Below are 24,760 nucleotides of genomic sequence, written 5' to 3'. Positions count from 1 at the left end.
CACGAGCTGCTCGTCAAAACCGCTGACAGGATACTTTAACAATTTTTCGTAAACCTATCGTGAGTTCAGTATAAAAGCGATACAGTGGGACTGGTTGAATTTTTTGCAGCCTCTGTCTGCGCAGGCAAGCACGCCAGAAAAATTTATTCCAGTTCCACGTCAGAATATGATGTATCTGTTTTATTTAGAATTGACTATATAACATAGCCACTATCCTGTTAGCTATGTTTCAAAATCCTCTTTCAAGACCCACATGCTTTAATTCTAATGATACCTGTGTTTGTTTTAGCAAACTTGCACTTTTTGCCATATGCCCTTATGTTATTATCACACAGCAATTAGAAAAACCATATTCGTCACAACTTTTGAAGAGTATCTTTTATTCTACTAATAACTCACATTTTTCATTCTTATTTTTAGCAAGGAACAACTCATGGTATCTGCCACTACAGCTCCACGTCACGAAAAGCTCATTATTTTAGGATCAGGCCCAGCCGGTTACTCCGCTGCCGTCTATGCGGCACGTGCCAATCTCAAGCCTGTCATGATCACAGGTATGGAAGTGGGTGGACAATTAACGACCACCACCGAAGTCGATAACTGGCCAGGCGACGCTCATGATTTAACGGGGCCTGCTTTAATGGAGCGTATGAAAGCCCACGCCGAACGCTTCGGTACTGAATTGGTCTATGATCATATCAATGACGTGAATTTGAATGAGCGTCCTTTTCAGCTATCAGGTAACAACGGCGACTACACTTGTGATGCCTTGATTATCTCAACAGGGGCATCTGCTCAATACTTGGGCCTAGAGTCTGAAACCAAATTTAAAGGTTTGGGCGTATCAGCTTGTGCCACTTGTGATGGTTTCTTTTATAAAGACCAAAAAGTCGCCGTCATTGGCGGTGGTAATACCGCCGTCGAAGAAGCGTTGTACCTTTCTAACATTGCTTCTGAGGTCACACTAGTCCATCGCCGTGACAGCTTGCGTTCTGAAAAAATCCTACAGGACAAGTTATTTGAAAAAGCCAAAAATGGTAATGTCAAAATCGAATGGAACCATCAAGTAAAAGAAGTGGTCGGCGATGACATGGGCGTTAATGGCGTGGTCATCGAGTCTACGCTAGATGGTAGCACCAAAACACTAGAAGCGATGGGCATGTTTGTTGCCATCGGTCACAAGCCCAACACTGATTTGTTCAAAGGTCAGCTCGATATGAAAGATGGCTACCTTATCGTCAACAGCGGCTTAAATGGTAATGCCACCCAAACCAGTATGGCAGGGGTATTTGCAGCCGGTGACGTCGCAGACCATGTGTATCGTCAGGCCATTACTTCTGCTGGTACGGGCTGTATGGCAGCGCTTGATGCAGAGAAATATTTGGACGCCATTGGGGAAGCCAATGCGTCTGATCACACGTATGCGTCAACGTTGACTGCTGATCAAGAAGACTAAATGGCTAACTTATCACAGTATAATGATCATCCCATCACGCCTGAGGCTCTAAAGAGTCTTGGGCGTTATGACTTTCCTGATCCTACGTCTATCGATCCTGAGGGGCTTGGTATCGTCGCTATGGGTGGGGACTTAGCGCCCGACACCCTGATTTCTGCCTATGCGCAGGGGCTGTTTCCTTGGTTTAATGAAGATGAGCCCATCGCTTGGTGGTGTCCTGAACCAAGATGTGTGATGGTGCCAAGGGACTATCAGCCGAGTAAGTCTCTGCGTAAGCAAGCCAGTCGCGCACGGTGGCAGCTGACCCTAAACCACGCTTTTGCTGAGGTGATCCATGCTTGTAGTTTACCCCGTAGCGACGGACTACCTGAGGGCGAGCATACATGGATTCATGAAGAGATGATTGCAGCGTACACTGAGCTGCATTCTCAAGGCTTTGCCCACAGTATCGAGGTTTGGGATGATAAAGGACAGCTGATCGGCGGGCTTTATGGATTAAAAATAGGCAACGTGTATTTTGGCGAATCCATGTTTCACCGCGCCTCTAACGCCTCAAAACTGGCGTTTTGGGGATTGATGCGTTTGTGCGAACAAAGCCATGTAGGGCTCGTTGACTGTCAGCTTCCAAATGACCATCTTATGAGCTTAGGCGCCATCACCTTACCGCGAGTGGATTTTCTCAATCAACTGGGTACCCTACTGAGTGGTCGCTCAGTAAAATGGCAAAGCGACTCTCACAAACCGTTAGCAGTGTCGCTACTTGATACCGTAGAGCCTTGGCAGCTCAAACAACGTTAAGCGCGACTGCTACTACCTATCACACTCCATTTTGTTATTTATAATATTCTATAAATATTTACCTACGGTCGAGATCATTATGGCACCTGATACCTCATTCTTATTAATTGGCGCCCTAGCAAAAAAAGCCAATACAACCAAAGATACCGTTCGTCATTATGACCAATTGGGTTTGCTAAAGTCCCGTAAACGGCAGGCAGGTTCTCGTCTATATACGGAGTTTCACCCCCAGTGTATTGAACGTATCGAGCTGATCAAAAGCGCCCAAGCCATCGGCTTTACGCTTATAGAAATCAGAGAAAATCTTAATGATTATTACGACGGTCAACTCGATATTGATTTGCAGTTGACACTGACTCAGCAAAAGTTAGCACAGGTTCAAAACCAACAAGCCAATATCAACATTATGGTAGAGTTGCTAAGCGAACGTATCGAGGTGCTGGAGCGCATGAAAGCAGACAGTGACTATCAGCTGGATATCGAAGTATGCAAAAAGAAAGCACCCTCACAGTGACAAAAGACGTCTTGAACCACTTAACAATAAACACGCTGCATAATCAACGCGTCAACAGCAGGCTGGCCCAACCGTTGATAATAGCCTTTACGCTGATGAATCACCAAAAACCCCTGCTGTTCATATAAAGCAATGGCAGGGGCATTATCTGCACGCACTTCTAACAATAGACTCTCTACCTGACGGGTCTTTAACTCTGTGTTTAATTTAGCAAAAAGTTGCGAAGCAATACCTTGGCGTTGATAAGCAGGCTGCGTCCCAATACGTAGAATTTCTGCTTGCTCAAAAACCACTTGATATAAACAGTAGCCAAGCACCTTATCACTATCAGTAGGAGCAGGCTGCTCTTGCCCATAGACAATTAGTATGTGGATGCTATCTTGTTCAAGGAGTTGGAGCAATGTCTGATAAGACCACGCATCTTGTGGCTGTACCACAACTTCAATATCCGCCACCGCTTGTATTACGTGCTGACGCTCTGCTGCATGAATGGGTAAATCTTCTATAGCAAACACGGCCCTTCCTCTTATGTTTATCGCTTAATGGCTCTTAGCTTAGGCAAATTTTACCAAAGAATCTTATCGAGACGTCACTCTATTATCAATAATACCACTTCCGCGCCCCCACAAAAAAAGCCACCCTCTTAAAGGATGGCTTTTTTATGACTAACTCAAAATCTCATTGCTGAGACTTATCGATTAGTTCAATACGTTAGCAACAACACCAGCGCCTACAGTACGGCCGCCTTCACGAATTGCGAAGCGTAGACCTTTGTCCATAGCGATTGGGTGGATAAGCTCTACGCCCATCTCAACGTTATCACCAGGCATTACCATTTCAGTGCCGTCTTGTAATTGGATTGCGCCAGTTACGTCAGTGGTACGGAAGTAGAACTGTGGACGATAGCCGTTTAGGAATGGTGTGTGACGACCACCCTCTTCTTTTGATAGTACGTATACTTCTGCGTCAAACTTGGTGTGAGGCGTGATTGAACCTGGCTTCGCTAGTACTTGGCCACGTTGTACGTCTTCACGCTTGGTACCACGTAGTAGTACGCCACAGTTTTCGCCTGCACGACCTTCGTCAAGCAGTTTACGGAACATCTCTACACCAGTACAGGTGGTTTTTTGAGTGTCACGGATACCAACGATTTCGATTTCGTCACCAACTTTTACGATGCCAGACTCTACACGGCCAGTTACAACAGTACCACGACCTGAGATTGAGAATACGTCTTCGATTGGCATTAGGAATGCTTTGTCGATGTCACGCTCTGGCTCTGGGATGTAGGTGTCTAGTACGTTTAGTAGTTCTACGACGGCTGGTTGGCCATATTTGTCTTCTGAGCCTTTTAGGGCTTCAGTAGCAGAACCTTTTACGATTGGGGTGTCGTCACCTGGGAAGTCGTAGTCGTTAAGCAATTCACGAACTTCCATTTCTACTAGTTCTAGTAGTTCTTCGTCGTCTACCATGTCGCATTTATTCATGAATACGATGATGTATGGTACGCCAACCTGACGTGATAGCAAGATGTGCTCACGAGTTTGTGGCATTGGGCCGTCAGTGGCTGATACGACTAGGATTGCGCCGTCCATTTGAGCGGCACCGGTGATCATGTTTTTAACATAATCGGCGTGACCTGGGCAATCAACGTGGGCGTAGTGACGTGTGTCTGTGTCATATTCTACGTGTGAGGTGTTGATGGTGATGCCACGTGCTTTTTCTTCTGGGGCTGAGTCAATTGACGCGTAGTCTTTGGCTTCGCCACCTGAGGTGATTGCTGCTACGGTTGCGATTGCAGCTGTTAGGGTTGTTTTACCGTGGTCAACGTGTCCGATGGTACCGACGTTGACGTGTGGCTTGTTGCGTTCAAACTTGGCCTTTGCCATGGGTATTTCCTCTTTTTTTGGTGAATCTTTATCAATCAAAGATCGGTGAATAGCTGTTTGACGGTCTATGATATATATAAAACCATCAAACCGTTGACGCTATGGTTTATCTATCTAAACTATTTTGCAAAACTGTTTTTTGCTCTGTTACTGTCTACGTTTTGATCCAGTATCTGTGTGACCACTGAATACGTAGATATAGACATTATACGTGCTTTTTAATCTATTGAACAACGTAAGGCGTTATACGCTACAGCAATGGTTATATTTTATCTTACTAGCAGTTATTAATGAAGCTGTCTTACAAATAGGGATATTATTTATTAATAAACTGACAGCACTAAAAGGCAACACCTCAGTGTCACCTTCAAATCATTACCTGCCACACTGTATTTATAATTTTCAATATCTTATGAATTCAATAACAACGCAAAGCTATATAAATAGCAAAACAAGCAAGTAGGGTTTCACTAATAAATGGAGCTCATATCGAGAATTGAACTCGAGACCTCTCCCTTACCAAGGGAGTGCTCTACCGCTGAGCTATATGAGCGTATATCAAACCTTTAAGCTGCACTAAAAAAAATATCACGATACAGCAAAATAACTGTGGTCGTGATGAATAATTGATAGGCTTTGCGACGGTGTATATATGGAGCGGGTGGCGGGAATCGAACCCGCGTCATTAGCTTGGAAGGCTAAGGTGTTACCATTATACCACACCCGCATTGACTCTTATTCAGATCAACTCTAATCGAGAGTTGTTAACTACAAAGAGTGTGCTTGGCGCTATGACAAACTTTAAAAAAATATGGTGGTGGGGGAAGGATTCGAACCTTCGAAGCTTTCGCGACAGATTTACAGTCTGTTGGGTTTGACCGCTCCCCAACCCCACCTTAGGTTGCTTTGAACAAAAATGACTTTCATTTAAGACAAATTCATAAAAAGCTACTTTGAGAGAGATGGTGCCGACTGCCGGGATCGAACTGGCGACCTACTGATTACAAGTCAGTTGCTCTACCAACTGAGCTAAGTCGGCTTGTTCTCTCAAAGTGGTGGCTATTCTATCAAATATTTTGAGATGCGCAAGCCCTTTTTTATCTTTTTTTAAATTATTTTAAGAAAAATATTCAAGCCATTGATTATACTATTATTTTTTTCGGATATAAATACGCTTGTGGTTGGTCTTTCTGTAGAACTTGCTCCCCTTTACCAAATAACGGGTTAGTAGCTAGCGAATGCGTAAGCCATTACATGCCATTTTTACCGCTTTAACCAATGCCAACGCTTTTTTATTGGTCTCCTCCCACTCCGCTTCTGGTACAGAATCAGCGACGACGCCAGCACCTGCTTGAATGTGGATCTCACCGCGGCGCATCACAGCGGTACGAATAGCAATCGCTGTGTCCATGTTGCCATGCCAGCCCAGATACCCCACTGAGCCGCCAAATACGGTGCGACGCACAGGCTCTATCTCATCAATGATCTGCATGGCACGAATTTTGGGAGCACCTGTCAGTGTACCTGCTGGGAAGGCGGCACAAAAAACGTCCAATGCGTCTTTATCGGGTGATATGGTGCCCTCCACATTGGACGCGATGTGCATCACTTGTGAGTAGCGCTCCACAAACATCTTTTCGGTGACCTTGACACTGCCATACTCACAAACACGGCCAATATCATTACGACCCAAATCAATGAGCATCAGGTGCTCAGCTATCTCTTTTTCATCATTTAGCAGCTCTTGCTCAAGCGCCAGATCTTCTGCTTCATCTTGACCACGTTTGCGAGTACCAGCGAGCGGTCTCACAGTCACTTTGCCGTTTTCGATACGCGATAGTATCTCAGGCGAAGCTCCAATAATGTCAAAGCGCTTATGATCATCAAGCGTATAGCCATGCACCAAAAACAGATAAGGCGATGGATTTAAAAACCGTAGAGCGCGATAGACGGCCAGTGAGTCACCTGTATAGTCGGCCGTCAAACGCTGCGCTGGAACCACCTGCATGACATCGCCTGCTAAGATGTATTCTTTTATTTTATTGACGTCACTACAGTATTTATCCGCGCCGGTTTTTGACGTGAACTTTGGTGTCGGCATCACAGGGGCGCTCAGATTTGGCGTTTCTGCCAGCTTGTCTTCTATTTTTTCTAGATCACGAATGGCTTTACTGTACCCATTCTCATCATTGCAATCGGCATAAACAATAATAGACAAGGTGTTTTCTAAACTATCAAAAACAATCACGCTCATGGAAAGCATGAGCCACATGTCTGGCATCGACATTGGATTGGGTGCATCAGACAGACCCACCGTTGGCTCTATGACACGTATCATGTCATAGCCAAAGTAACCGACCAAACCCCCACTAAAGCTCGGTAACGCAGCAATATCGGCTGTCGTTGGCATCTTATACTGCGCCATTAACGTGCGAATAAAGTCAAAAGGATCATCCACCGCCTCTACATCGATATGATCATTTTTTTTGACCGTCATATTGCCGTCTGCATACTGCAAAATCAGCTCGCTACCCAGACCAATCATCGAGTATCGCGCCCAACGCTCACCGCCAACGACAGACTCAAATAAATACGCAGAACCGTTTAAATCACGCACTTTAGAAAAAACAGATACGGGGGTTTGTGCATCCATTAAACGTTTTTTCACCAGTGGTGCGTGACTAAAGCCACGGTCTTTAAACGCTCGATACTCTTTAAAGGTCATCATAGTAACGCTCTCTTAGCAAAATATTGGCAAAAGATATAACCAGTAGAAACAATAATAAAAATACAAATGAAATATAGCGTCAACACTCTACTGAATGCTGACGCTATAAAAAAGGCGGGTGATAAACAATGGTTAGAGTGACTGATAATCGATATACGAGTACACCAAATCTCGCTGACGATCACGCTATCCATAAGGACTGGCCAGTTAGCCAAACCCCTAACATTTACCCGTACTCACAGCTTGGCATCTACGTAAAAACCAATTACGCACCGCCCATATTAAATAACCACAGCGCCAGTCCGATCACAAGAATGGCAAGAAATACCCAGATAAACCAACTGCCGCTCGGTTTTTTCTCTACCTGTCCTGCATTGGCTAGGTTACTAACGGCTTGATCCATCGCGTTATTCCCTTCGGTACCGAGATCACGAGACTGGCCTAGATTAGCCGTACCCGAAAACTGGGCGGTGGCCGCCTGCTTGGCACGCAGTACCTCAGGATCAGCTTCTTCTTGTAGTTCAGTTTTGGTCGTCTTATCGTGCTCTGGTTGGACTGCTGGCTCTTCACGTACAACTGGCTCTTCACGTACAACTGGCTCTTCACGTACAACTGGCTCTTCACGTACAACTGGCTCTTCACGTACAACTGGCTCTTCACGTACAACTGGCTCTTCACGTACAACTGGCTGCTCTACTAATGAATCGTTATCGACAGAGACTGTCGGTGTGCTTTGTTTGGTTGACACAGCTTCCTCCTTGATACCAGTCGCTGGCGATTCTGACACGGTGGCAGTTTCGCTCGTTGCTGTCTCTACATTATCTGTGGTCGGTAAAAACTCTTCGATACCTGTTTTTTGTACCACAGGCTCTTTAACGGTTGGCTCTTCGTTCATGTGTGCTTCTTTTACAGTCTCAGCAGCTTCTGTTTCAGCCGTATTCGTACTAGCCACTGTACTCTCTGCCGCCACTGGCGCCAACCCTTCAGTCTCTTCTGCCTCGTTAATAGGCGCATTCACCTGAAAGCGGAAGCTTGCAAAACCAATCGTATCGCTCACTTGTAAAAGGTGCGATTTATTACCCTCGATACGTTCGTCATTAATAAACGTACCGTTTGATGAATCCAAGTCTTTTACATAGAGTTGACCCTCTAATACGCTTAGCACGGCATGGTTACGCGATACTTGTTTGCTGCCGAGCACCACATCATTATCACTGCCACGACCAACCGACAAGCTTTCACTGACCGTTAATGTCAGATCGCCAAGCGCCTCTGTTAACGCGTTAAGCTGCCAAGTGTCTGCGTCTACCGTCGTGTTCACGCTATCTGTATTATTCATTATGCTGTCACTCCTTATTTTCTATTAAAGTTCAAATGGTTCTAAAACAGTATTGCCAGTTTTCTCAAGATTTTTTAAGTATGTTAATGTGAGCTGCAATGCATTATGTAATGACTATTTCAGTTATTTATTAAGTTATTTAGGCAAAAAGCGAGGCTTTATCACACCATCAAGCTTACTATACGGGATACTGAGTACGGGCATGCCGTAAGCATAGGGGCCGATAGAATAATGCTGATAACGAATATCGATGCCTTTATCCGTCAGTGTCACATTGTCACTTAAGGTAAACGGCCAATTTTTCTCATAGTTGCTGATGTCATCGTCCACCGTTTTCACCCACGTTTTATAAGCATCATAAGCGAGCACCTTAAAACGTGTCTTCTGACCTGATTGCAGCAAGTCATTCAGCTGAATGTGTTTTTTGCTGCTGAGATCAAACATCAAGTATTCACTATAAGGCATACCGTGAGCGCCACCAGTGAAGACATACGTGTTAATTTCAAACAACTCAACGTCATTAATGTGACCTAAGTAGTCCGGCGTTACCGTCAGACTGTAAGCCCATGAACGACCCTCAGGCATGTCTCTCAACTGCGATTTAGCAAAGTCATCGATAGCCGCTGTCACCTCTGCCTGACTGTTTATCGTCTTAATAGGCGCTGACTCAGTCGGTTTGCTGTTTACGACTAAGTGATTAATACGGGCGTTGGTAATATCATTTATCCAATCATGATTGGTCTGAAGATATTTAACCTCAATCTCTGGGCAGTTGTCTTTCTCAACACACTGCTCTTGCAGATTTTTAGGCAAAGTATAGTTCAGATAGTCAGTGCTACTAATCAGGCTGCCAGCGTTTGCGGACATAGCCATTGTCCCTAGTAGCACCCCACTCACTAGTAGACCTAACAGACGTGTAGGACTGGCGTTTATCGCTAAGCGCCCCGCCGTTTCTGGGGTTTTGATATCGAAGTGATTCGCAGCGTTCATATATCCTCTTTTATCCACATAAGACGTTACTGAATATTCTACCGTAACCATGGCAACGTATTGTAGGAACACTGTTTGTGTTTTTGAGGTGCTATTCCTACTGAGCACACCCCTAGCCTCATTCAATAGATAAATAATAGCTAATAAAAAAGACACGGCTGGCGTGTCTTAAGAGATGGCTATACATTATATTTACGGATATTAGTGCTCACGCGTACTACTAAAGGTTACTTCTGGATAACGATCTTGCATCAGCTGCAAATTAACCCGCGATGGCGCAAGATAGGTTAAATAACCACCACCATCTAGCGACAGCTGGTCGTGGGCTTTTTTCTTAAACTTAGCCAGTGCCACTTCATCATCACAGTGAATCCAGCGTACCGTGGCAATCGAGACCGGCTCAAAGATACATTGTACCTTGTACTCTTCTTTGAGACGATGCGCGACCACCTCAAACTGTAGTACACCCACCGCACCCAAGATTAAATCGTTGTTAATCTGCGGCATAAACACCTGTGTTGCACCCTCTTCACTTAACTGCTGTAGACCTTTTTGCAGCGCTTTTGATTTCAGCGGATCTTTTAGCACCACACGGCGGAACAATTCTGGGGCAAAGTGCGGAATACCGGTAAAGTTCAACTCCTCGCCTTCGGTGAAACTGTCACCGATAGAAATCGTCCCATGGTTATGAAGCCCAATAATATCACCCGGGTACGCCTCTTCTAACGCTTCACGGTCACCAGCGAGGAAGGTCAATGCATCGGCAATGCGCACGTCTTTACCCAAACGCACATGCTTCATTTTCATGCCTTTCTCGTACTTGCCTGAGCAGACGCGTAAAAAAGCAATGCGGTCACGGTGACGCGGATCCATATTTGCCTGAATCTTAAAGACAAATCCACTAAAATCTGTCTCCGTTGCTGCCACTTCACGCTCTTGCGTGGGATGGGATTTTGGCGGCGGCGCATACTTCACTAACGTATCAAGTACCATATTGACACCGAAATTGCCGAGTGCTGTGCCAAACAATACAGGCGTCATCTCACCCGCTAAAAACGCCTCAACACTGAACTCTTCTAACGCCATTTGTACCAGCTCAAGTGACTCCTCAAAGGCATCAAACATCAACGTTCCTAGACGCTCACGTATATCAGGATAATCATAGCCTTCACGGGTCTCAGCCACCGTCATCTTACCGCCATGACCTTTTTGATAAAAGTAAGTCTTATTTTCGGTCAAATGGTACACGCCGATAAAATCTTGTCCCATGCCAATAGGCCAAGTCACAGGAATACATTTAATTTTTAGCACCGCTTCGATTTCACTAAGTAGCTCTAGCGGCTCACGAATCTGACGATCGAGCTTATTGACGAATGAGATAATCGGCGTATCACGCATCCGGCAAACTTCCATCAATTTGATGGTACGTTCTTCGACACCCTTGGCACCGTCCACCATCATCAGCGCGCTATCCACAGCGGTCAAGGTACGATAGGTATCTTCACTAAAGTCGGCGTGACCGGGTGTGTCTAGTAAGTTGACGATGTGGTCTTGATAAGGAAACTGCATGACAGAGGTAGTAATCGAGATACCACGCTCTTGCTCCATACTCATCCAATCTGAGGTGGCATGACGATCTGTTTTGCGGCCTTTGACTTCACCAACCACCTGAATCGCCTGCCCCCATAACAGTAACTTTTCAGTCATGGTAGTCTTACCTGCATCGGGATGCGAGATGATGGCAAAGGTACGGCGTTTGGCAACTTCTTTGGCTAACTTTTTTGGATCTACGCTCATAGTTTTCGGCTTCAACGGTTGTGTCATTTAGAAATCAATCTAAATAAATAGAATAAATAATGAGCGTATTGTAGCGGATTTAGCAGAATGGTGCAGAATAAGCGTATAAAAAAACCCGCCCTAATCGTCAAACACAGCGTGTCAGTCGCCTTTTTGGTGGCAATTTATGACAGGGTGTTTGGCCTCGTACTTACAAATACACAGTATATGTTTACGACTGACCTATATAGGAACTTCACTAGTTTGTTATGCTAAATCCCATATTAAAATTTACCGCTTAAATATAAAAATTCAAAATATTAAAATAAAGGATGTGTTATGAAAACATTATATTCTACTAAATCTAAGGTTACTGGCGGTCGCATGGGTACAGCAACGCTAAGCGATAGTGATCTTGAAATAAACATGGCACCGCCAGGCGGCAACCAGAAGGGCAATAATCCTGAGCAGTTACTTGCTATGGGTTACGGGGCTTGTTTTGATAGCGCCTTGGGTGTGGTCAAAAAAATGGAAAGCGCAAGCTTCGGTTCAACGACTGAAACTTCTGTTGATTTGTTACAAGGTGACAATCATGAGTACAAACTTTCCGTAAAAATTCACGTCATTGCTGATAGCACTGATCTATCAGCGGACGACATTCAAAAACTGGTCGAAAAAGCCCACCAAGTTTGTCCCTATTCAAAAGCGACCCGTGGCAATATCGATGTAGAAGTCACCTCAGAAGTAAAATAAGCAGTTAGGGCTTATCTTTACAGAAAAGGTTTCGTATAAAAGAATCCAGTCAGCGCTGGATTCTTTTTTATTTTAGATTTTGGAAAACCCTAGAATATCTCGTAACGGTTAAGCAGTTCGGCACGCGCTGATTTTAGCGTTATAATAAGCACATATTTTATCTAACAGATACTAAGTGACTTTTATGAGCGATAATATGAGCGACAGTAATCACAACTCCCACCAGGCACTCGACCCCAAAGCCCTACCAAACTTTGACACCATGCCCAATGTCGCGACCATGGACACCAGTCACGTCGACAAAGACCAACCGCCTTTTATTTTGGTTGATGGCTCTTATTATCTATTTCGTACTTATCACGCTTTACCAAAAACCATGCAAAACTCGCAAGGGCTGGTAACCAATGCCATTCGTGGCACCCTCAACGCGCTGCTAAAATTGATGCGTCGTTATCATCCAACCCATATGGCCGTGTGTTTTGATACTAAGTCGCCGACTTTTCGCCATCATATGTCTGCTGATTATAAGGCAGCTCGTCCACCCATCGATGTAGAGTTGGTAGAACAGATTCCTTACATTCATCGTTTAGTGACGGCGTTAGGCATTCCGCTGTTACGCATCGAAGGCGCAGAAGCCGATGACATTATCGGCACACTGGCCCACCGTGCGGTTGAACAAGGTCATCACGTGGTCATCTCCACGGGCGATAAAGACATGATGCAGCTGGTCAATGACTGCGTGATACTAGAAGACAGCTTTACCGGTAAAGTGACGGACACCCAAGCGGTCATTGATAAGTTCGGCATCAACCCAAATCAAATGATTGATTTTTTAACTTTAATGGGTGATGCCTCTGACGGTATCAAAGGCGTGCCTGGTATCGGTAAAAAAACCGCGAAAGACCTGCTTATTGAGTACGGCACCATTGACAATATGTTAAAGCATATTGGCTTTATTAAAGGCCGCGGAGCCAAAGGTCTGATTGAGCACGCAGACGATATTCCGTTCAATGCAAAGCTGGCCACTATCGTCACGGATTTGGAGATCGGTCAAGACTGGAATGACTTAAAAATCAATACAGACCCTTGTGCCCACATAAATGAGTTGCGCGAGCTGTATGGTGAGCTTGAGTTTAGAAATGAGCTGGCATCGCTTGATCATCCCAACCATCCCGCCAATGCTAATGGAAACGGCTCGCAAAGTGTCGCTGATAGCCAAGCGGATGCCGAATCCCAAGCGCAAATCGCCAAATCGCTACAATCAACCAAGATCGACAATATCAAAGACAGTAAACATCATGACAAAGCATGGCACACTGTTTTAGATGAGCCGGCATTTGATAATTTGGTCAAATTATTAGAATCTGCGCCGCACTTCGTCATTGATACCGAGACGACCAGCGTTCACTGGCGCGAGGCACAAATCGTCGGTCTATCTTTTGCCGTACAAGCCCATGAAGCTTATTATGTACCGCTAACGCACAGCTTAGAAGGCGATGAGCTGACAGCCAAGCAACTTGACCGCGACATGGTATTGGCACGCTTAAAGCCTATTTTAGAAAACCCAAGCATTGGTAAAATCGGTCAACATCTAAAATACGATGCCCATATCCTCGCCCACTACGGTATCGACCTTATCGGTGCCATCCATGAGCAGCCAAATAACTGGGCAATGGATACCATGCTCGCCAGCTATGTGATTAATGCGGCTGTCACTCGTCATGGTATGGACGATCTGGCACGGCACTATCTGCAAACGCAAACCATCAGCTATGAAGATGTCGCTGGCAAAGGGGCGAAACAAGTCACCTTTGATCAAGTCGCCATTGATATCGCCAGTGACTACGCTTGTGAAGATGCCGATATCACTTATCAACTGTTTGACGTGTTTAGCGTCGAGCTTGCTAATGACGCCAATAATGCCAAATTACTCCATGAGCTAGAGATTCCAACGGCCCAAATACTTTGTCAAATGGAAGCGCACGGTATCCTAATCAAACGCTCATTTTTGAACGAGCTGTCCAAACGTTTTGACGAAGAAATCATTGCGCTAGAAAAACGCGCGTATGAAGTCGCTGGCGAAGCATTTAACTTAGGTTCCCCGAAACAGCTTGGTGAGATGCTGTTTGACAAACTGGGCGTCCCTGGTGGTAAAAAAACCAAGTCTGGACAATACTCAACAGGTGAGGCGGTCTTGTCAAAGATTGACCATCCATTGGTTGAAATCGTTCTTGAGTATCGCAGTCTCTCTAAGCTAAAAAGCACATACACCGATGCGCTGGATAATGTGGCAGATGCTAAGACTGATCGTGTCCATACCAGTTATCATCAAGCGTTGACCAGCACAGGCAGGCTGTCTTCTACAGACCCTAACTTGCAAAACATTCCGATCCGTACGGCCACAGGTCGACTGATTCGCCAAGCCTTTATCGCACCAGAAGGTCGCGTGATCTTGGCCGCGGATTACTCACAAATTGAACTGCGTTTGATGGCGCATTTTTCAGGCGATAGCAACCTGACTCGTGCCTTTAACGAAGGGCTGGATATTCACGCGGCCACCGCGGCCGAAGTGCTTGGAAAGGATGTCTCAGACGTGACACCAACCGAGCGCCGTAATGCCAAAGCCATTAACTTTGGACTGCTCTATGGTATGAGCGCCTTTGGCCTTGCCAAGCAGATTCAAATGAGTCGCGGTGAAGCGCAAGATTATATCGATATGTACTTTGAGCGTTATCCAGGCGTCAAGAACTATATGATCAACACGCGTACCAGCGCTTATGAGCAAGGCTATGTCGAGACGATATTGGGTCGCAAGCTCTACACGCCCGATATCACTCACAGCAATCGTATGGTCAAACAGGGCGCTGAGCGTGCTGCTATCAATGCACCGCTACAAGGCTCTGCCGCTGATTTGATTAAACTTGCCATGATTGCCGTTGATAAAGTATTACCAAAAGATCAGGCCAAAATGCTGCTACAGGTGCATGACGAATTGGTGTTTGAAGTCGATGCGGATAAAGTGGATGAGATTAGCCAGTTGATTACCGATGCGATGCAAGATGTCTTGACCACGACAGCGGTAGATAAAGGTTGGAGTGTAGACTTTGCCGTGCCGTTACTCGTTGAGACTGATAGTGGGCAAAACTGGGATGAGGCGCATTAATCGCTGATTTCAATTGGCTGAGATATAAAATGAGTGGGTTTTTTAAGTGCTCAAAAAAAGCGCAAATAAAGCCAACTCACCAGTGCTAATGCGCACTAACATAACAGTTTGGAGAGTACAGTCGATTCACTTTAAGAACGATATAAGGCGACTGGAATGCATTTTTCGCAGCCTCTGTATTAGCAGCAAGCAAGGAAAATTGATACCAGTCGCATGTCGCTATTAACGTATCAATTTTATTTTGTACTGCCTATAGTTAATCATCATACTTATGGTTAAACACGTTGTGCTGTCCAGCTTAACCTTTCCTTATGACCAGTTGGTTAATATAACTAACTGACCACAACAAATTTGGCGTTATAATAGCCGTCTATTAAATAGTATGTCATTGGATAATTTTCGATCTACGGTGAGCCTTTGCGCTCACTTTTTTATTTTTCAAAAACTAGGAGTTTCCTATTTTGGCTTCAGATGGCATCATTGAAATCCCTGGCAACTTGCTTTTGTTCGCCTGTTTGCTACGTTGCGCGCAATATCTTTGGCAGAGCCATCTTAAACAAACACGGGCTTTTTGGTTGGCTGCGGCACTGATATTTTTTACTGTGATACGCCGCGAATTGAACTACCTACCAGATTTATTTGTTCCCAGTGACTTCTCATTTCTCAGCCAATCTTATGACTGGTGGGAAGATAGCATTTTGACCGTTATTTACCTCGTTGCGCTTGGCTTGCTGGCTTACTCAAGGCATTATCTTTATGCGGTATTGAAGCGCGTTCCTGTTTCTCTTTATCTCAGTGTCACGGCATTGGCGGTAATACAATATATGGGAGAAAATGCGATTATGTTCCCTCACACTATTGGCGGTATCGTCGAAGAGCTGGCTGAAACGGTGATCTACACTATCGCTTTGGTTTATTTATGGCGATTGCACTTAAGCGCTTATAGCGGCCAATCATATAGTGATCAACCCTAGAGCGTAAGCAAACCATAACGTCCTCCGACATCACAGTAACACTTTTGCGACCCTCTTACAGACACTGGCAAAAGTTGTGTCCAACGCCTCGATGCATTTGGTCAATACCAGATTGGTGCCAACTAAGCCTTTAACATGATGTCATTACACCCCTCAAAAACTCATTATCATCTTATAAGTTTCCATGACAGCTACTCAATATGAGTGGCCGTTGTTACTTGTCCTCACACGCTCATCGCTTGCGCTGCCGCTCTATTGATAAAATTACTGTCTCTCCTCTCTATGCTCTATCGGGTCTTCTTGAGTTATTGTTCGGGCTGTCTTACATTTTTTGAACATGCTGTGACAGCATACTACTATGAGTGGTCAATATAACGCGTCACACTATTCTTGATAAACAAATCTTGATAAACAAAACCAATAATAACCATCGATAGTAAGGAACCCATTATGGACAACTCAAAAACCCCACTACCAAAAGAGATGGATCAAATTGATGGCAATGCCCGTCGCAACAATGACAATAACGATGTCACTCTAGATAACCAAGACAACCAGTTAGTCGATTTAGACAACCCTATGCTACATACAACTGATGATGACGACGTGATTGATAACAGGGCAGGTTTTGATAATTCAGAAGTCGGCACGGATGCAACTCAAGGTTTGACGCCCATACATCGTCAGAATATCGATGAAGCACGTGTTGATGAGGTGTTGGTTCAAGACAACCTTGATGACAGTGACTATCCAGATGTGGTAGACATCGCGGATAAAGAGGCGGCAGAACGTAGTAATGATGATGATTTTTAATAAAGCCACTTAAACCATTTTTTGGGTTTAGGCGTGTGTGCCTTATTTGCAACATAAAAGCCCCTTTACTGCTGTTAAAGGGGCTTTTGATACGATAAAAAACGTAACTATTTACGCCCAGCCTTCTAACGTTCCCGCCCAGCCTTGTACTAAGGGCACACTTAGGGCTTCGAGCAAATCAATGTGAGCCTCATCAAGGTTTAGTGCTGGAATATAATGATACTCTTGCCCGCCCGCATTTAAAAAGTTATCACGGTTTTCAATCGCCAGCTCTTCTAACGTCTCGAGGCAATCCGCTGAAAATGCAGGACTGATGACTTGTACCGAACGTACCCCTGATTTACCCCAATCCTCTAGCACCACATCGGTATAGGGCTTGACCCACTCTTGTTTGCCAAAGCGTGATTGAAAGCTAATAATCCACTCATCTTCTTGCAAACCAAGCGCGTGCGCCACTTGTGCGGCCGTACATTTGCAACGACTAGGGTATGGATCCCCTTTATCCGCATAAGGTTGCGGGATACCATGAAAGCTAAACATGAGCTTATCAGGCTTGCCATGCTCTGCTTGAAAACGACGTACCGAATCGGCCAGTGCTTGAATGTACAGCGGGTGGGCAAAGTAATCTTTAACAATCGTATAGTTTGGCAAGTTGCGTTGTTTTAGCGTCCACTTAGTAAGCGCATCATATACCGCCCCACCTGAAGAAGCCGAATACTGCGGGAACAAAGGCAAGATGACGAAATGGTCAACCCCTTCACCGCGCAACGTATCCATCACCTCAGGCAGTCCAGGATTACCATAGCTCATCGCTGGATGTACAGAGACACGAAAGGGGCCCGCACTATCCGCCAAACGCGGCGCTAACAACTCAACTTGGCGCTTTAGTATCTTACGAATCGGCGAGTCCCCCTCCCAAATGCTGGCATAAGCCTTTGCCACGCGTTTAGGGCGACTGGGCAAGACAAACAGGTTTAGAATAATCGCCCACAAGAACTTTGGGATTTCAATCACCCGTGGGTCTGACAAAAACTGTTTTAGGTAACGACGCACCGCAGGCGCGGTCGGCTCATCAGGTGTACCAAGGTTAACTAATAGGACGGCGATACGGGGTGGCAGTTCAGGTTTCATAGCAGCACTGTTTTAGAAGTAGGTTAATTAGAGAAAAACATGGGATCATGTCAAAGATTAGCAGATAAAAGATTGTTAAGTCATTATTGAATGAACGCCCGATTAGTGTAGCATTTTATCCCTTAACAACGCATGAGAAAAGTTCACTTATATCGTATGATACTCGATCACTATTCTCTATCACCCACCATTATCTATCTATTATACAGTCACGATAAAAACTCGGCTCAAAAGATGTCCCTCGAAGGTTGTACTCATATGCGCATCACCATACAATAGGCAAGCGCGTTGTAGTAAACAAAGTGTAGGTAAAAAACGTAGGTAAAAACAATGTCGGCAACACAGCCTATCGACATATTGCCATTTTATTTTATTGATGATTGTTGTCTTGCGAGGTAGCTTTGAACGCACGCCCTGATAATACCAGTGACCAGCTCCCAAAAGATGAAGCTGATTTGACTAGCCAAGTGAACACTGTTGGCTCAGTTGGAGTCGTCACGCCCGAAATTTTTCACTTCCCTGAGCCATTAACCTTAGAGTGCAATCGTACCCTGCCCTCGTTTGACTTGATCGTCGAAACTTATGGCACGCTAAACCACGATAAGTCGAATGCCATACTTATTTGTCATGCGCTGTCAGGCAGCCATCATGCGGCAGGTTTTCATAGTGCCGATGACAAAAAAGCTGGCTGGTGGGACAACATGATTGGCCCAAATAAAGCCATCGACACCAATCAATTCTATGTGGTGTGTGTCAACAATATCGGTAGCTGTTTTGGCTCCACAGGCCCCACAACGATCAATCCAGACCGCGTCAGCTCAGACGAGCATCATTTAGACAAACCACATACAAGTGATCATAACGAAGCTCAAGTTTATGGGCCTGATTTCCCTTTGGTTACCATTAAAGACTGGGTAAAAACCCAAGCCATGCTGTCAGACCGCCTAGGCATTGATATTTGGCACGCCATCGTTGGTGGCTCAATGGGCGGGATGCAAGCGCTACAATGGTCGGTTGATTACCCAGATAGGCTCAAGCGCTGTGTGGTGATTGCCAGTACCCCCAAGCTGTCCGCACAAAATATCGCCTTCAATGAAGTCGCGCGTCAGTCCATTCTCTCTGATCCTGACTTCAAAGACGGACGCTACTTACAAGCAGGCACTTATCCTCGTCGTGGCCTGATCCTAGCGCGCATGGTCGGACATATCACCTATTTGACCGATGACGCCATGAAAGCCAAATTCGGCCGTGATTTAAAATCCGGCAAGTTTATGTATGGCTACGATGTCGAGTTCCAAGTCGAAAGCTATCTACGCTATCAGGGCGAACGCTTTAGCGAAAACTTCGATGCCAATACGTATTTGCTAATGACCAAGGCGCTAGATTACTTTGATCCGACGCGTGATTATCCAGCAGCACTGGCAACAGAATCGACAGAACCATTAGTCCCACTTGAGGACTCAATTGGCGCATCAGTCGAGGCCACCAAAAAAGCCACTCAAAATGCGCTAGAAGAGACGGTAACCGCGATAGATGAGGGCGAGAATAACCGTCAGCAAGAGCTTAACGCACTTAAAGCCGCCTTTGCCCACACCCAGTGCCAATATTTGGTTGTGTCATTCACCACTGACTGGCGCTTTGCCCCAGAGCGCTCACAAGAGATTGTCGATGCGCTGATGGCCACTGGTAAGCCGGTCAACTACATTAATGTCGATGCACCGCACGGTCATGACTCATTCTTATTTGATATTCCGCGTTATATGGGCGCCGTCAAAGGCTTTTTAACCGCGCCATTTATAACAGGTAGCCTACCGAAAAACAGCCGCGGCAACAATCATCAGAAAACAGGAGCGCGCTCATGAGAATGGACCATCAGTTGGCTGAGCGTTGGATTGCCCCGCACTCACACGTGCTTGACTTGGGCTGCGGTAATGGTGAGCTGCTCGCGCACTTGCAACAAAACCGCGGTGTGACGGGGTATGGGCTAGAGATTGATGAAGAAAAAATCAATGACGGCATTGCCAAGGGTCTATCTATTATTGAGCAAGATCTCAATGATGGTTTAGCACGTTTCGCTGATAACAGCTTTGACACTGTCGTTATGGCCCGTGCACTACAAGCGGTAAAATCACCAGATGTATTATTGCTTGATATGCTGCGGGTGGCTCGCGAGGCCGTCATTACCTTTCCTAACTTTGCTCACTGGCAAAACCGCCTACACTTGGGACTAAAAGGTCTCATGCCCGTCTCAGAAGCACTGCCTTATGAATGGTATAACACCCCAAACATTCATCTGTGTACCTTTAAAGATTTTGAGCAGCTATGTGCCAAGCACGATATTCATATCATCAACCGCTTTGCGGTCAGTGACTCTGAGAAAGGTCACACGACTCTGATGAAGTCATTGATACGACAAGCTCCCAATCTGTTGGCCGATGTGGCGATTTACCGTGTCACCAAACAACAGCCAAAATAATCCAAGGGTTTATTAATGGACATGCAGCGGCTCCATAAGGACAATTTTTAACCTTAACACGGTATTAATCCTTTATTGCGCTTAAGTAACTCTATGATTTTATTGAGGACAATGAAGTACAAATAGGAATTAAATCGTGTAATTAGTATTTGAGTTTCGTAAGTTTGGGTGTTAAGCTAGCAAAATAGTGTCAATCGCACCGTGTTTTTGGCCGTTTATCGGTTGAATGAAGACCGTCTGCCATGACTTTATGCGTTGTCACACTACAATGATGAATGATATTGCTAATAATTAGGTAAGTTGCTAAAGCAAGATTTCACCTAATTGTTATCACCGTCTAAACGGATTTGACGGTACAACTTTTTCTTTTGCTTATTAACTGCCTAATTTTGGAGCTGCTATGAAATTATTAAAAGCTGCGTTGTTTACTGCCTTATTTTCTTGTGCCGGTATTGCCAACGCTGAGTTAATATCAAACGTACCACTGGACACGTCACGCTTTGAGCTGATGCCTATTAGCGAGCTATCTAATCGTGCGGCTCAAGGTAATGACCATGCTCAGTTTTACCTAGCCAAGCGTTTGCAAAAAGGTGAAGGGGTTGCCCAAAACACGCAACAAGCGATACAGTGGTACACCAAAGCAGCAAACCAAGGCGTCGCTCCTGCTCAATTGAACCTTGCCATCATGTACTTGCGCGGTGAAGGTGTCCAACCAAACTTGCAACAAGCCCGTGTTTGGTTAGAGAAAGCCGCCATGCGTGGCGATAACCGTGCTAGCTATACGCTTGCGTTGTTAGACGAAAAGCAAAAAAATCTTGTCGATGCGTATAAATGGTACGACTTGGCTGCCCGTGATGGTATGCTCGATGAAAAAGTGCGCAACAAAGCCCGCGGCAAAATCGGTCAGTTGGCATTGAACTTATCAAGTGCAGATATCGCGAGCGCCCGCAACCAAGCGGATACTTGGTTCCAAAGTAAGTAAACTCAAATCTTACGCCAAGAATATAAAAAAGCTCAGTATTTTACTGGGCTTTTTCGTTTTTTAGCGTTCCTTCAAATGCTTTGATGCCTATAGAATATTTTAATAAAATCGCCAACATATTCTAAAAATTTGCTACACTACGCGCGCATTGGCCAATTCCACAATTGCACCAATGTTTTATCACTTCAAAAAACTTAACGTATTGCACTAGGTTTGCGACCTAGCCAGCAGGAGAAAGACATGAGCACGACCCAAGATAGCAATATCCAAAATACCACTGTAACTGATGATAAGTCAGCCCCCGCCTACGATAGCGTCACTAATAATATCGTTGTGGCCGCCCTTTATAAATTCACGCGCTTTGCTGATTTTGAGCAATACCGCGAGCCAATTTTAAACACTATGCTCGATAACGAGGTCAAAGGCACCTTGTTAATCGCAAGCGAGGGCATTAACGGTACGATTTCTGGCACACGTCAAGGTATTGATAATGTCCTTGAGTATCTACGTAGCATCGAAGCCATTGGCAGCTTTACCTTTAAAGAGTCTTATACCGACGCCCAGCCTTTTTATCGCACCAAGGTCAAGCTCAAAAAAGAAATCGTGACTATGGGCGTAGAAAACATCGACCCATTACAGTCAGTCGGTCGTTATGTGAAGCCTAGTGAGTGGAATGCGCTAATCTCAGATCCAGACGTTATTCTCATTGATACGCGAAACGACTATGAGGTAAAAATCGGTACGTTCCAAAATGCCGTCAACCCCAATACGGAAACTTTCCGCGAGTTTCCAGAATATGTGGCAAAAGAGCTCGACCCAACTAAGCATAAAAAAGTTGCGATGTTCTGTACGGGCGGTATCCGCTGTGAAAAGTCCACCGCTTATATGCGTGAGCAAGGGTTTGAAGAGGTCTATCATTTAGAAGGCGGTATCTTAAAGTATCTAGAAGAAGTCCCGGCCAGTGACTCTATGTGGCAAGGCGACTGCTTTGTCTTTGATAATCGCGTTTCGGTCAATCATAACTTAGAAAAAGGCAGCTATGAGCAATGTTTTGCCTGCCGTATGCCCATCACTGCCAATGACATGCAAAGCCTTGCCTATGTTAAAGGCGAGTCATGCCCGCACTGTATCGATAAAGCCACCGATGAGCAAAAAGCCCGGTTCCGTGAGCGTGAGCATCAAATGCAGTTAGCCAAAAAACGTGGCGAAGCCCACATTGGTAGCGACGTCATCGATGTAATAGAAAAACGCAAAGCAGCTAAAATTGAAGCCCGCCTGCAAGCAGAAGCGGCCAATCATATCAAAGCTGACTAGGCTATCGCCTGATGCCATAAAAAAAGAGATGCCCTAGTACATAGAGCATAGAGCATCTCTTTTTTAATACCAGTTTTTCATGAGGAGTTGTAGATTCAGGCAATCAGCGCTGTTATTAGAATAAAATACGCACGCGGATCGTTTCTTCTACGTCTTTTAATTGATCTAGCGCGGCTGTTGAGTCATTGTAGTCGACATCCATGACCAAATAACCGACATCGCCTTCTGTCATTAGGCTCTGTGCGAGGATGTTAATCCCTGCTTCAGCAAACAGGCGGTTGATCTGTGACAATACGCCCGGTACGTTTTTATGAATATGGAGCAGACGATGCGAGTTTTCTTTAAACGGAACAGAAACCTCTGGGAAGTTGACAGCAGTCGCGGTATCGCCTTGATCAGAATATCTGACAAACTTATCAGCTACTTCTAGACCAATATTGGCCTGCGCTTCTTGCGTTGAGCCACCGATATGCGGCGTCAAGATGACATTATCAAACTTACGCAGTGGTGATTCAAACTCTTCATCAGCTGATTTTGGCTCTTTTGGGAACACGTCAATTGCCGCGCCCAATATCTTTCCAGACTCAAGTGCCGCCGCCAGATCGTCGATCTCGACACACGTACCGCGAGCGGCATTGATAAAGTAGCTGCCCTCTTTCATTTGCGCGAACTGCTCCGCTTTCATCATGTAACGCGTGCTTGGCACATCAGGGACGTGCAACGTCACGATATCAGCCGTTGATAGCAGCTCCTCTAAGCTGCCTACTTGTACGGCATTGCCCAGTGGCAGTTTGGTCACGGCGTCATGATAGATGACTTTCATACCAAAACTTTCTGCCAACACAGACAACTGCGAGCCAATAGAGCCATAACCGACGATACCGATGGTTTTACCACGCACTTCATGTGAGTTGGTCGCAGACTTGCCCCAGCCGCCGCGATGGACGGTTGCATTTTTTTCAGGGATACCGCGGTATAGCATGATGGCTTCAGCCAATACCAGCTCAGCCACTGAACGGGTGTTAGAGAATGGCGCGTTAAAGACTGGGATACCTAGATCACGAGCCGCGTCTAAGTCTACTTGGTTGGTACCGATACAAAAGCAGCCAATACCGATCAGCTTGTGTGCGTGCTCAAGGACGTCACGTGTCAGCTGCGTACGCGAGCGAATGCCGATAAAATGCGCATCTTTAATTTTTTCGATCAGCTCATCTTTATCTAAGGCGTGACTGATATTCTCAATATTATGATAACCAGCTCCTTCTAGTACTTTTAACGCATTGTCATGCAGGCCTTCGAGCAATAAAAACCGGATTTTGTCTTTTTGTAGTGATAACGCCATATGAGAACTGTCCTATAATTGCTTATAAAATTATCTAAGGGATAATCTATGATGAATGAAACGAAAACAGTCTAGATATCTTACACAAAATCGGGCGCTGATGTTAGCAGATTAGATGAATTATTGATTATCAAGCCTGAAAACTTTTTATGCTATAGTGAATTATTTTGTTCAACATTGATTGCATTGCTTTTTCCTACTGACGCTCAACTATGGACACTCAATCGTGTCATTCTATAGTTGCTCGCGAACGAATGTGCAGTTATACCCACACAATTATGTAAACATCGTTATATGTGTTTCGTTAGAGACATTTAGCGAT

Annotated in this window: 19 protein-coding genes and 4 tRNA genes; 11 read left to right on the top strand and 12 right to left on the bottom strand. The window is 45.1% G+C overall.

The annotated features are described in order from the left end of the window. The first annotated feature begins 433 nt into the window (after nucleotides 1-433). From trxB to DVY93_RS03460, 3 genes are all read left to right on the top strand, one after another. The gene (gene trxB / locus DVY93_RS03470; RefSeq protein WP_193005752.1) at nucleotides 434-1,456 is read left to right on the top strand and encodes a thioredoxin-disulfide reductase; all 1,023 of its coding nucleotides are present in this window, start codon (nucleotides 434-436) and stop codon (nucleotides 1,454-1,456) included. After that, complete coding sequence (gene aat, locus DVY93_RS03465; RefSeq protein WP_230709108.1) at nucleotides 1,457-2,254, top strand: leucyl/phenylalanyl-tRNA--protein transferase; 798 nt, start codon at nucleotides 1,457-1,459, stop codon at nucleotides 2,252-2,254. Between the two features lie 79 nt (nucleotides 2,255-2,333). Further along, a complete protein-coding gene (locus tag DVY93_RS03460; RefSeq protein ID WP_198335227.1) occupies nucleotides 2,334-2,768 on the top strand; it encodes a MerR family transcriptional regulator in 435 nt (144 codons plus the stop codon). A 20-nt stretch (nucleotides 2,769-2,788) separates the two neighbouring features. Here DVY93_RS03460 and rimI read toward each other — a convergent pair whose 3' ends face one another. The 10 genes from rimI to DVY93_RS03410 form a co-directional block, all read right to left on the bottom strand. Then, nucleotides 2,789-3,283: a ribosomal protein S18-alanine N-acetyltransferase gene (gene rimI / locus DVY93_RS03455; RefSeq protein WP_230709107.1), complete on the bottom strand. Its 495-nt coding sequence runs from the start codon at nucleotides 3,281-3,283 to the stop codon at nucleotides 2,789-2,791. Nucleotides 3,284-3,466: 183 nt separating this feature from the next. Further along, nucleotides 3,467-4,657, bottom strand: a complete 1,191-nt coding sequence (gene tuf, locus DVY93_RS03450) for an elongation factor Tu (RefSeq protein ID WP_193005364.1) — start codon at nucleotides 4,655-4,657, stop codon at nucleotides 3,467-3,469. 478 nt (nucleotides 4,658-5,135) lie between these two features. Continuing rightward, nucleotides 5,136-5,210 (bottom strand) — tRNA-Thr (locus DVY93_RS03445). Nucleotides 5,211-5,310: 100 nt separating this feature from the next. Then, a tRNA-Gly gene (locus DVY93_RS03440) sits at nucleotides 5,311-5,384 on the bottom strand. 85 nt (nucleotides 5,385-5,469) lie between these two features. After that, nucleotides 5,470-5,553, bottom strand: a tRNA-Tyr gene (locus DVY93_RS03435). A 67-nt stretch (nucleotides 5,554-5,620) separates the two neighbouring features. Next, nucleotides 5,621-5,696 (bottom strand) — tRNA-Thr (locus tag DVY93_RS03430). 192 nt (nucleotides 5,697-5,888) lie between these two features. Further along, a complete protein-coding gene (locus tag DVY93_RS03425; RefSeq protein WP_230709106.1) occupies nucleotides 5,889-7,385 on the bottom strand; it encodes an anthranilate synthase component I family protein in 1,497 nt (498 codons plus the stop codon). Between the two features lie 265 nt (nucleotides 7,386-7,650). Beyond that, nucleotides 7,651-8,724 carry an FHA domain-containing protein gene (locus DVY93_RS03420; protein ID WP_230709104.1) on the bottom strand — a complete coding sequence of 358 codons (1,074 nt, stop codon included), beginning with the start codon at nucleotides 8,722-8,724 and terminating at the stop codon, nucleotides 7,651-7,653. Between the two features lie 135 nt (nucleotides 8,725-8,859). After that, the gene (locus DVY93_RS03415; protein WP_230709102.1) at nucleotides 8,860-9,714 is read right to left on the bottom strand and encodes an RsiV family protein; all 855 of its coding nucleotides are present in this window, start codon (nucleotides 9,712-9,714) and stop codon (nucleotides 8,860-8,862) included. Between the two features lie 201 nt (nucleotides 9,715-9,915). Then, entirely contained in the window at nucleotides 9,916-11,511 is a 1,596-nt protein-coding gene (locus tag DVY93_RS03410; protein WP_193004632.1) for a peptide chain release factor 3, read from the bottom strand. A gap of 318 nt (nucleotides 11,512-11,829) precedes the next feature. Here DVY93_RS03410 and DVY93_RS03405 point away from each other — a divergent pair, with 318 nt between their 5' ends. The 4 genes from DVY93_RS03405 to DVY93_RS03390 all read left to right on the top strand — a co-directional run bounded on the left by DVY93_RS03405 (nucleotide 11,830) and on the right by DVY93_RS03390 (nucleotide 17,193). Next, the gene (locus DVY93_RS03405) at nucleotides 11,830-12,243 is read left to right on the top strand and encodes an Ohr family peroxiredoxin (protein ID WP_230709101.1); all 414 of its coding nucleotides are present in this window, start codon (nucleotides 11,830-11,832) and stop codon (nucleotides 12,241-12,243) included. Between the two features lie 196 nt (nucleotides 12,244-12,439). Beyond that, nucleotides 12,440-15,406: a DNA polymerase I gene (polA, locus tag DVY93_RS03400; protein ID WP_230709255.1), complete on the top strand. Its 2,967-nt coding sequence runs from the start codon at nucleotides 12,440-12,442 to the stop codon at nucleotides 15,404-15,406. Between the two features lie 461 nt (nucleotides 15,407-15,867). Further along, the gene (locus DVY93_RS03395; protein ID WP_230709099.1) at nucleotides 15,868-16,380 is read left to right on the top strand and encodes a hypothetical protein; all 513 of its coding nucleotides are present in this window, start codon (nucleotides 15,868-15,870) and stop codon (nucleotides 16,378-16,380) included. 450 nt (nucleotides 16,381-16,830) lie between these two features. Beyond that, nucleotides 16,831-17,193 (top strand): hypothetical protein, encoded by a 363-nt coding sequence (locus tag DVY93_RS03390; RefSeq protein ID WP_198334160.1) that lies wholly within the window; start codon nucleotides 16,831-16,833, stop codon nucleotides 17,191-17,193. Nucleotides 17,194-17,304: 111 nt separating this feature from the next. Here DVY93_RS03390 and hemH read toward each other — a convergent pair whose 3' ends face one another. Further along, nucleotides 17,305-18,324: a ferrochelatase gene (hemH, locus tag DVY93_RS03385; RefSeq protein ID WP_230709097.1), complete on the bottom strand. Its 1,020-nt coding sequence runs from the start codon at nucleotides 18,322-18,324 to the stop codon at nucleotides 17,305-17,307. A gap of 467 nt (nucleotides 18,325-18,791) precedes the next feature. Here hemH and metX point away from each other — a divergent pair, with 467 nt between their 5' ends. The 4 genes from metX (at nucleotide 18,792) to trhO (ending at nucleotide 23,096) form a co-directional block, all read left to right on the top strand. Further along, on the top strand, nucleotides 18,792-20,186 hold the full coding sequence (gene metX / locus DVY93_RS03380) for a homoserine O-acetyltransferase MetX (protein ID WP_319020822.1): 1,395 nt from the start codon (nucleotides 18,792-18,794) through the stop codon (nucleotides 20,184-20,186). Then, nucleotides 20,183-20,800 (top strand): methionine biosynthesis protein MetW, encoded by a 618-nt coding sequence (gene metW, locus DVY93_RS03375; RefSeq protein WP_193004638.1) that lies wholly within the window; start codon nucleotides 20,183-20,185, stop codon nucleotides 20,798-20,800. The genes metX and metW overlap by 4 nt, the downstream gene beginning before the upstream one ends. 400 nt (nucleotides 20,801-21,200) lie before the next feature. Next, nucleotides 21,201-21,782 carry a tetratricopeptide repeat protein gene (locus tag DVY93_RS03370; protein WP_198334163.1) on the top strand — a complete coding sequence of 194 codons (582 nt, stop codon included), beginning with the start codon at nucleotides 21,201-21,203 and terminating at the stop codon, nucleotides 21,780-21,782. A 240-nt stretch (nucleotides 21,783-22,022) separates the two neighbouring features. Beyond that, the gene (trhO, locus tag DVY93_RS03365; protein ID WP_230709095.1) at nucleotides 22,023-23,096 is read left to right on the top strand and encodes an oxygen-dependent tRNA uridine(34) hydroxylase TrhO; all 1,074 of its coding nucleotides are present in this window, start codon (nucleotides 22,023-22,025) and stop codon (nucleotides 23,094-23,096) included. Between the two features lie 115 nt (nucleotides 23,097-23,211). Here the strand turns inward: trhO and serA are convergent, their stop codons facing one another. Next, nucleotides 23,212-24,438 (bottom strand): phosphoglycerate dehydrogenase, encoded by a 1,227-nt coding sequence (serA, locus tag DVY93_RS03360; RefSeq protein ID WP_193004641.1) that lies wholly within the window; start codon nucleotides 24,436-24,438, stop codon nucleotides 23,212-23,214. Nucleotides 24,439-24,760 lie beyond the last annotated feature (322 nt).

Origin of the sequence: Psychrobacter sp. CCUG 69069 (genome assembly GCF_021023115.1) — a bacterium.
Classification (GTDB): Bacteria; Pseudomonadota; Gammaproteobacteria; order Pseudomonadales; family Moraxellaceae; genus Psychrobacter; species Psychrobacter namhaensis.
This window is presented reverse-complemented; position numbering and strand designations above follow the sequence as displayed.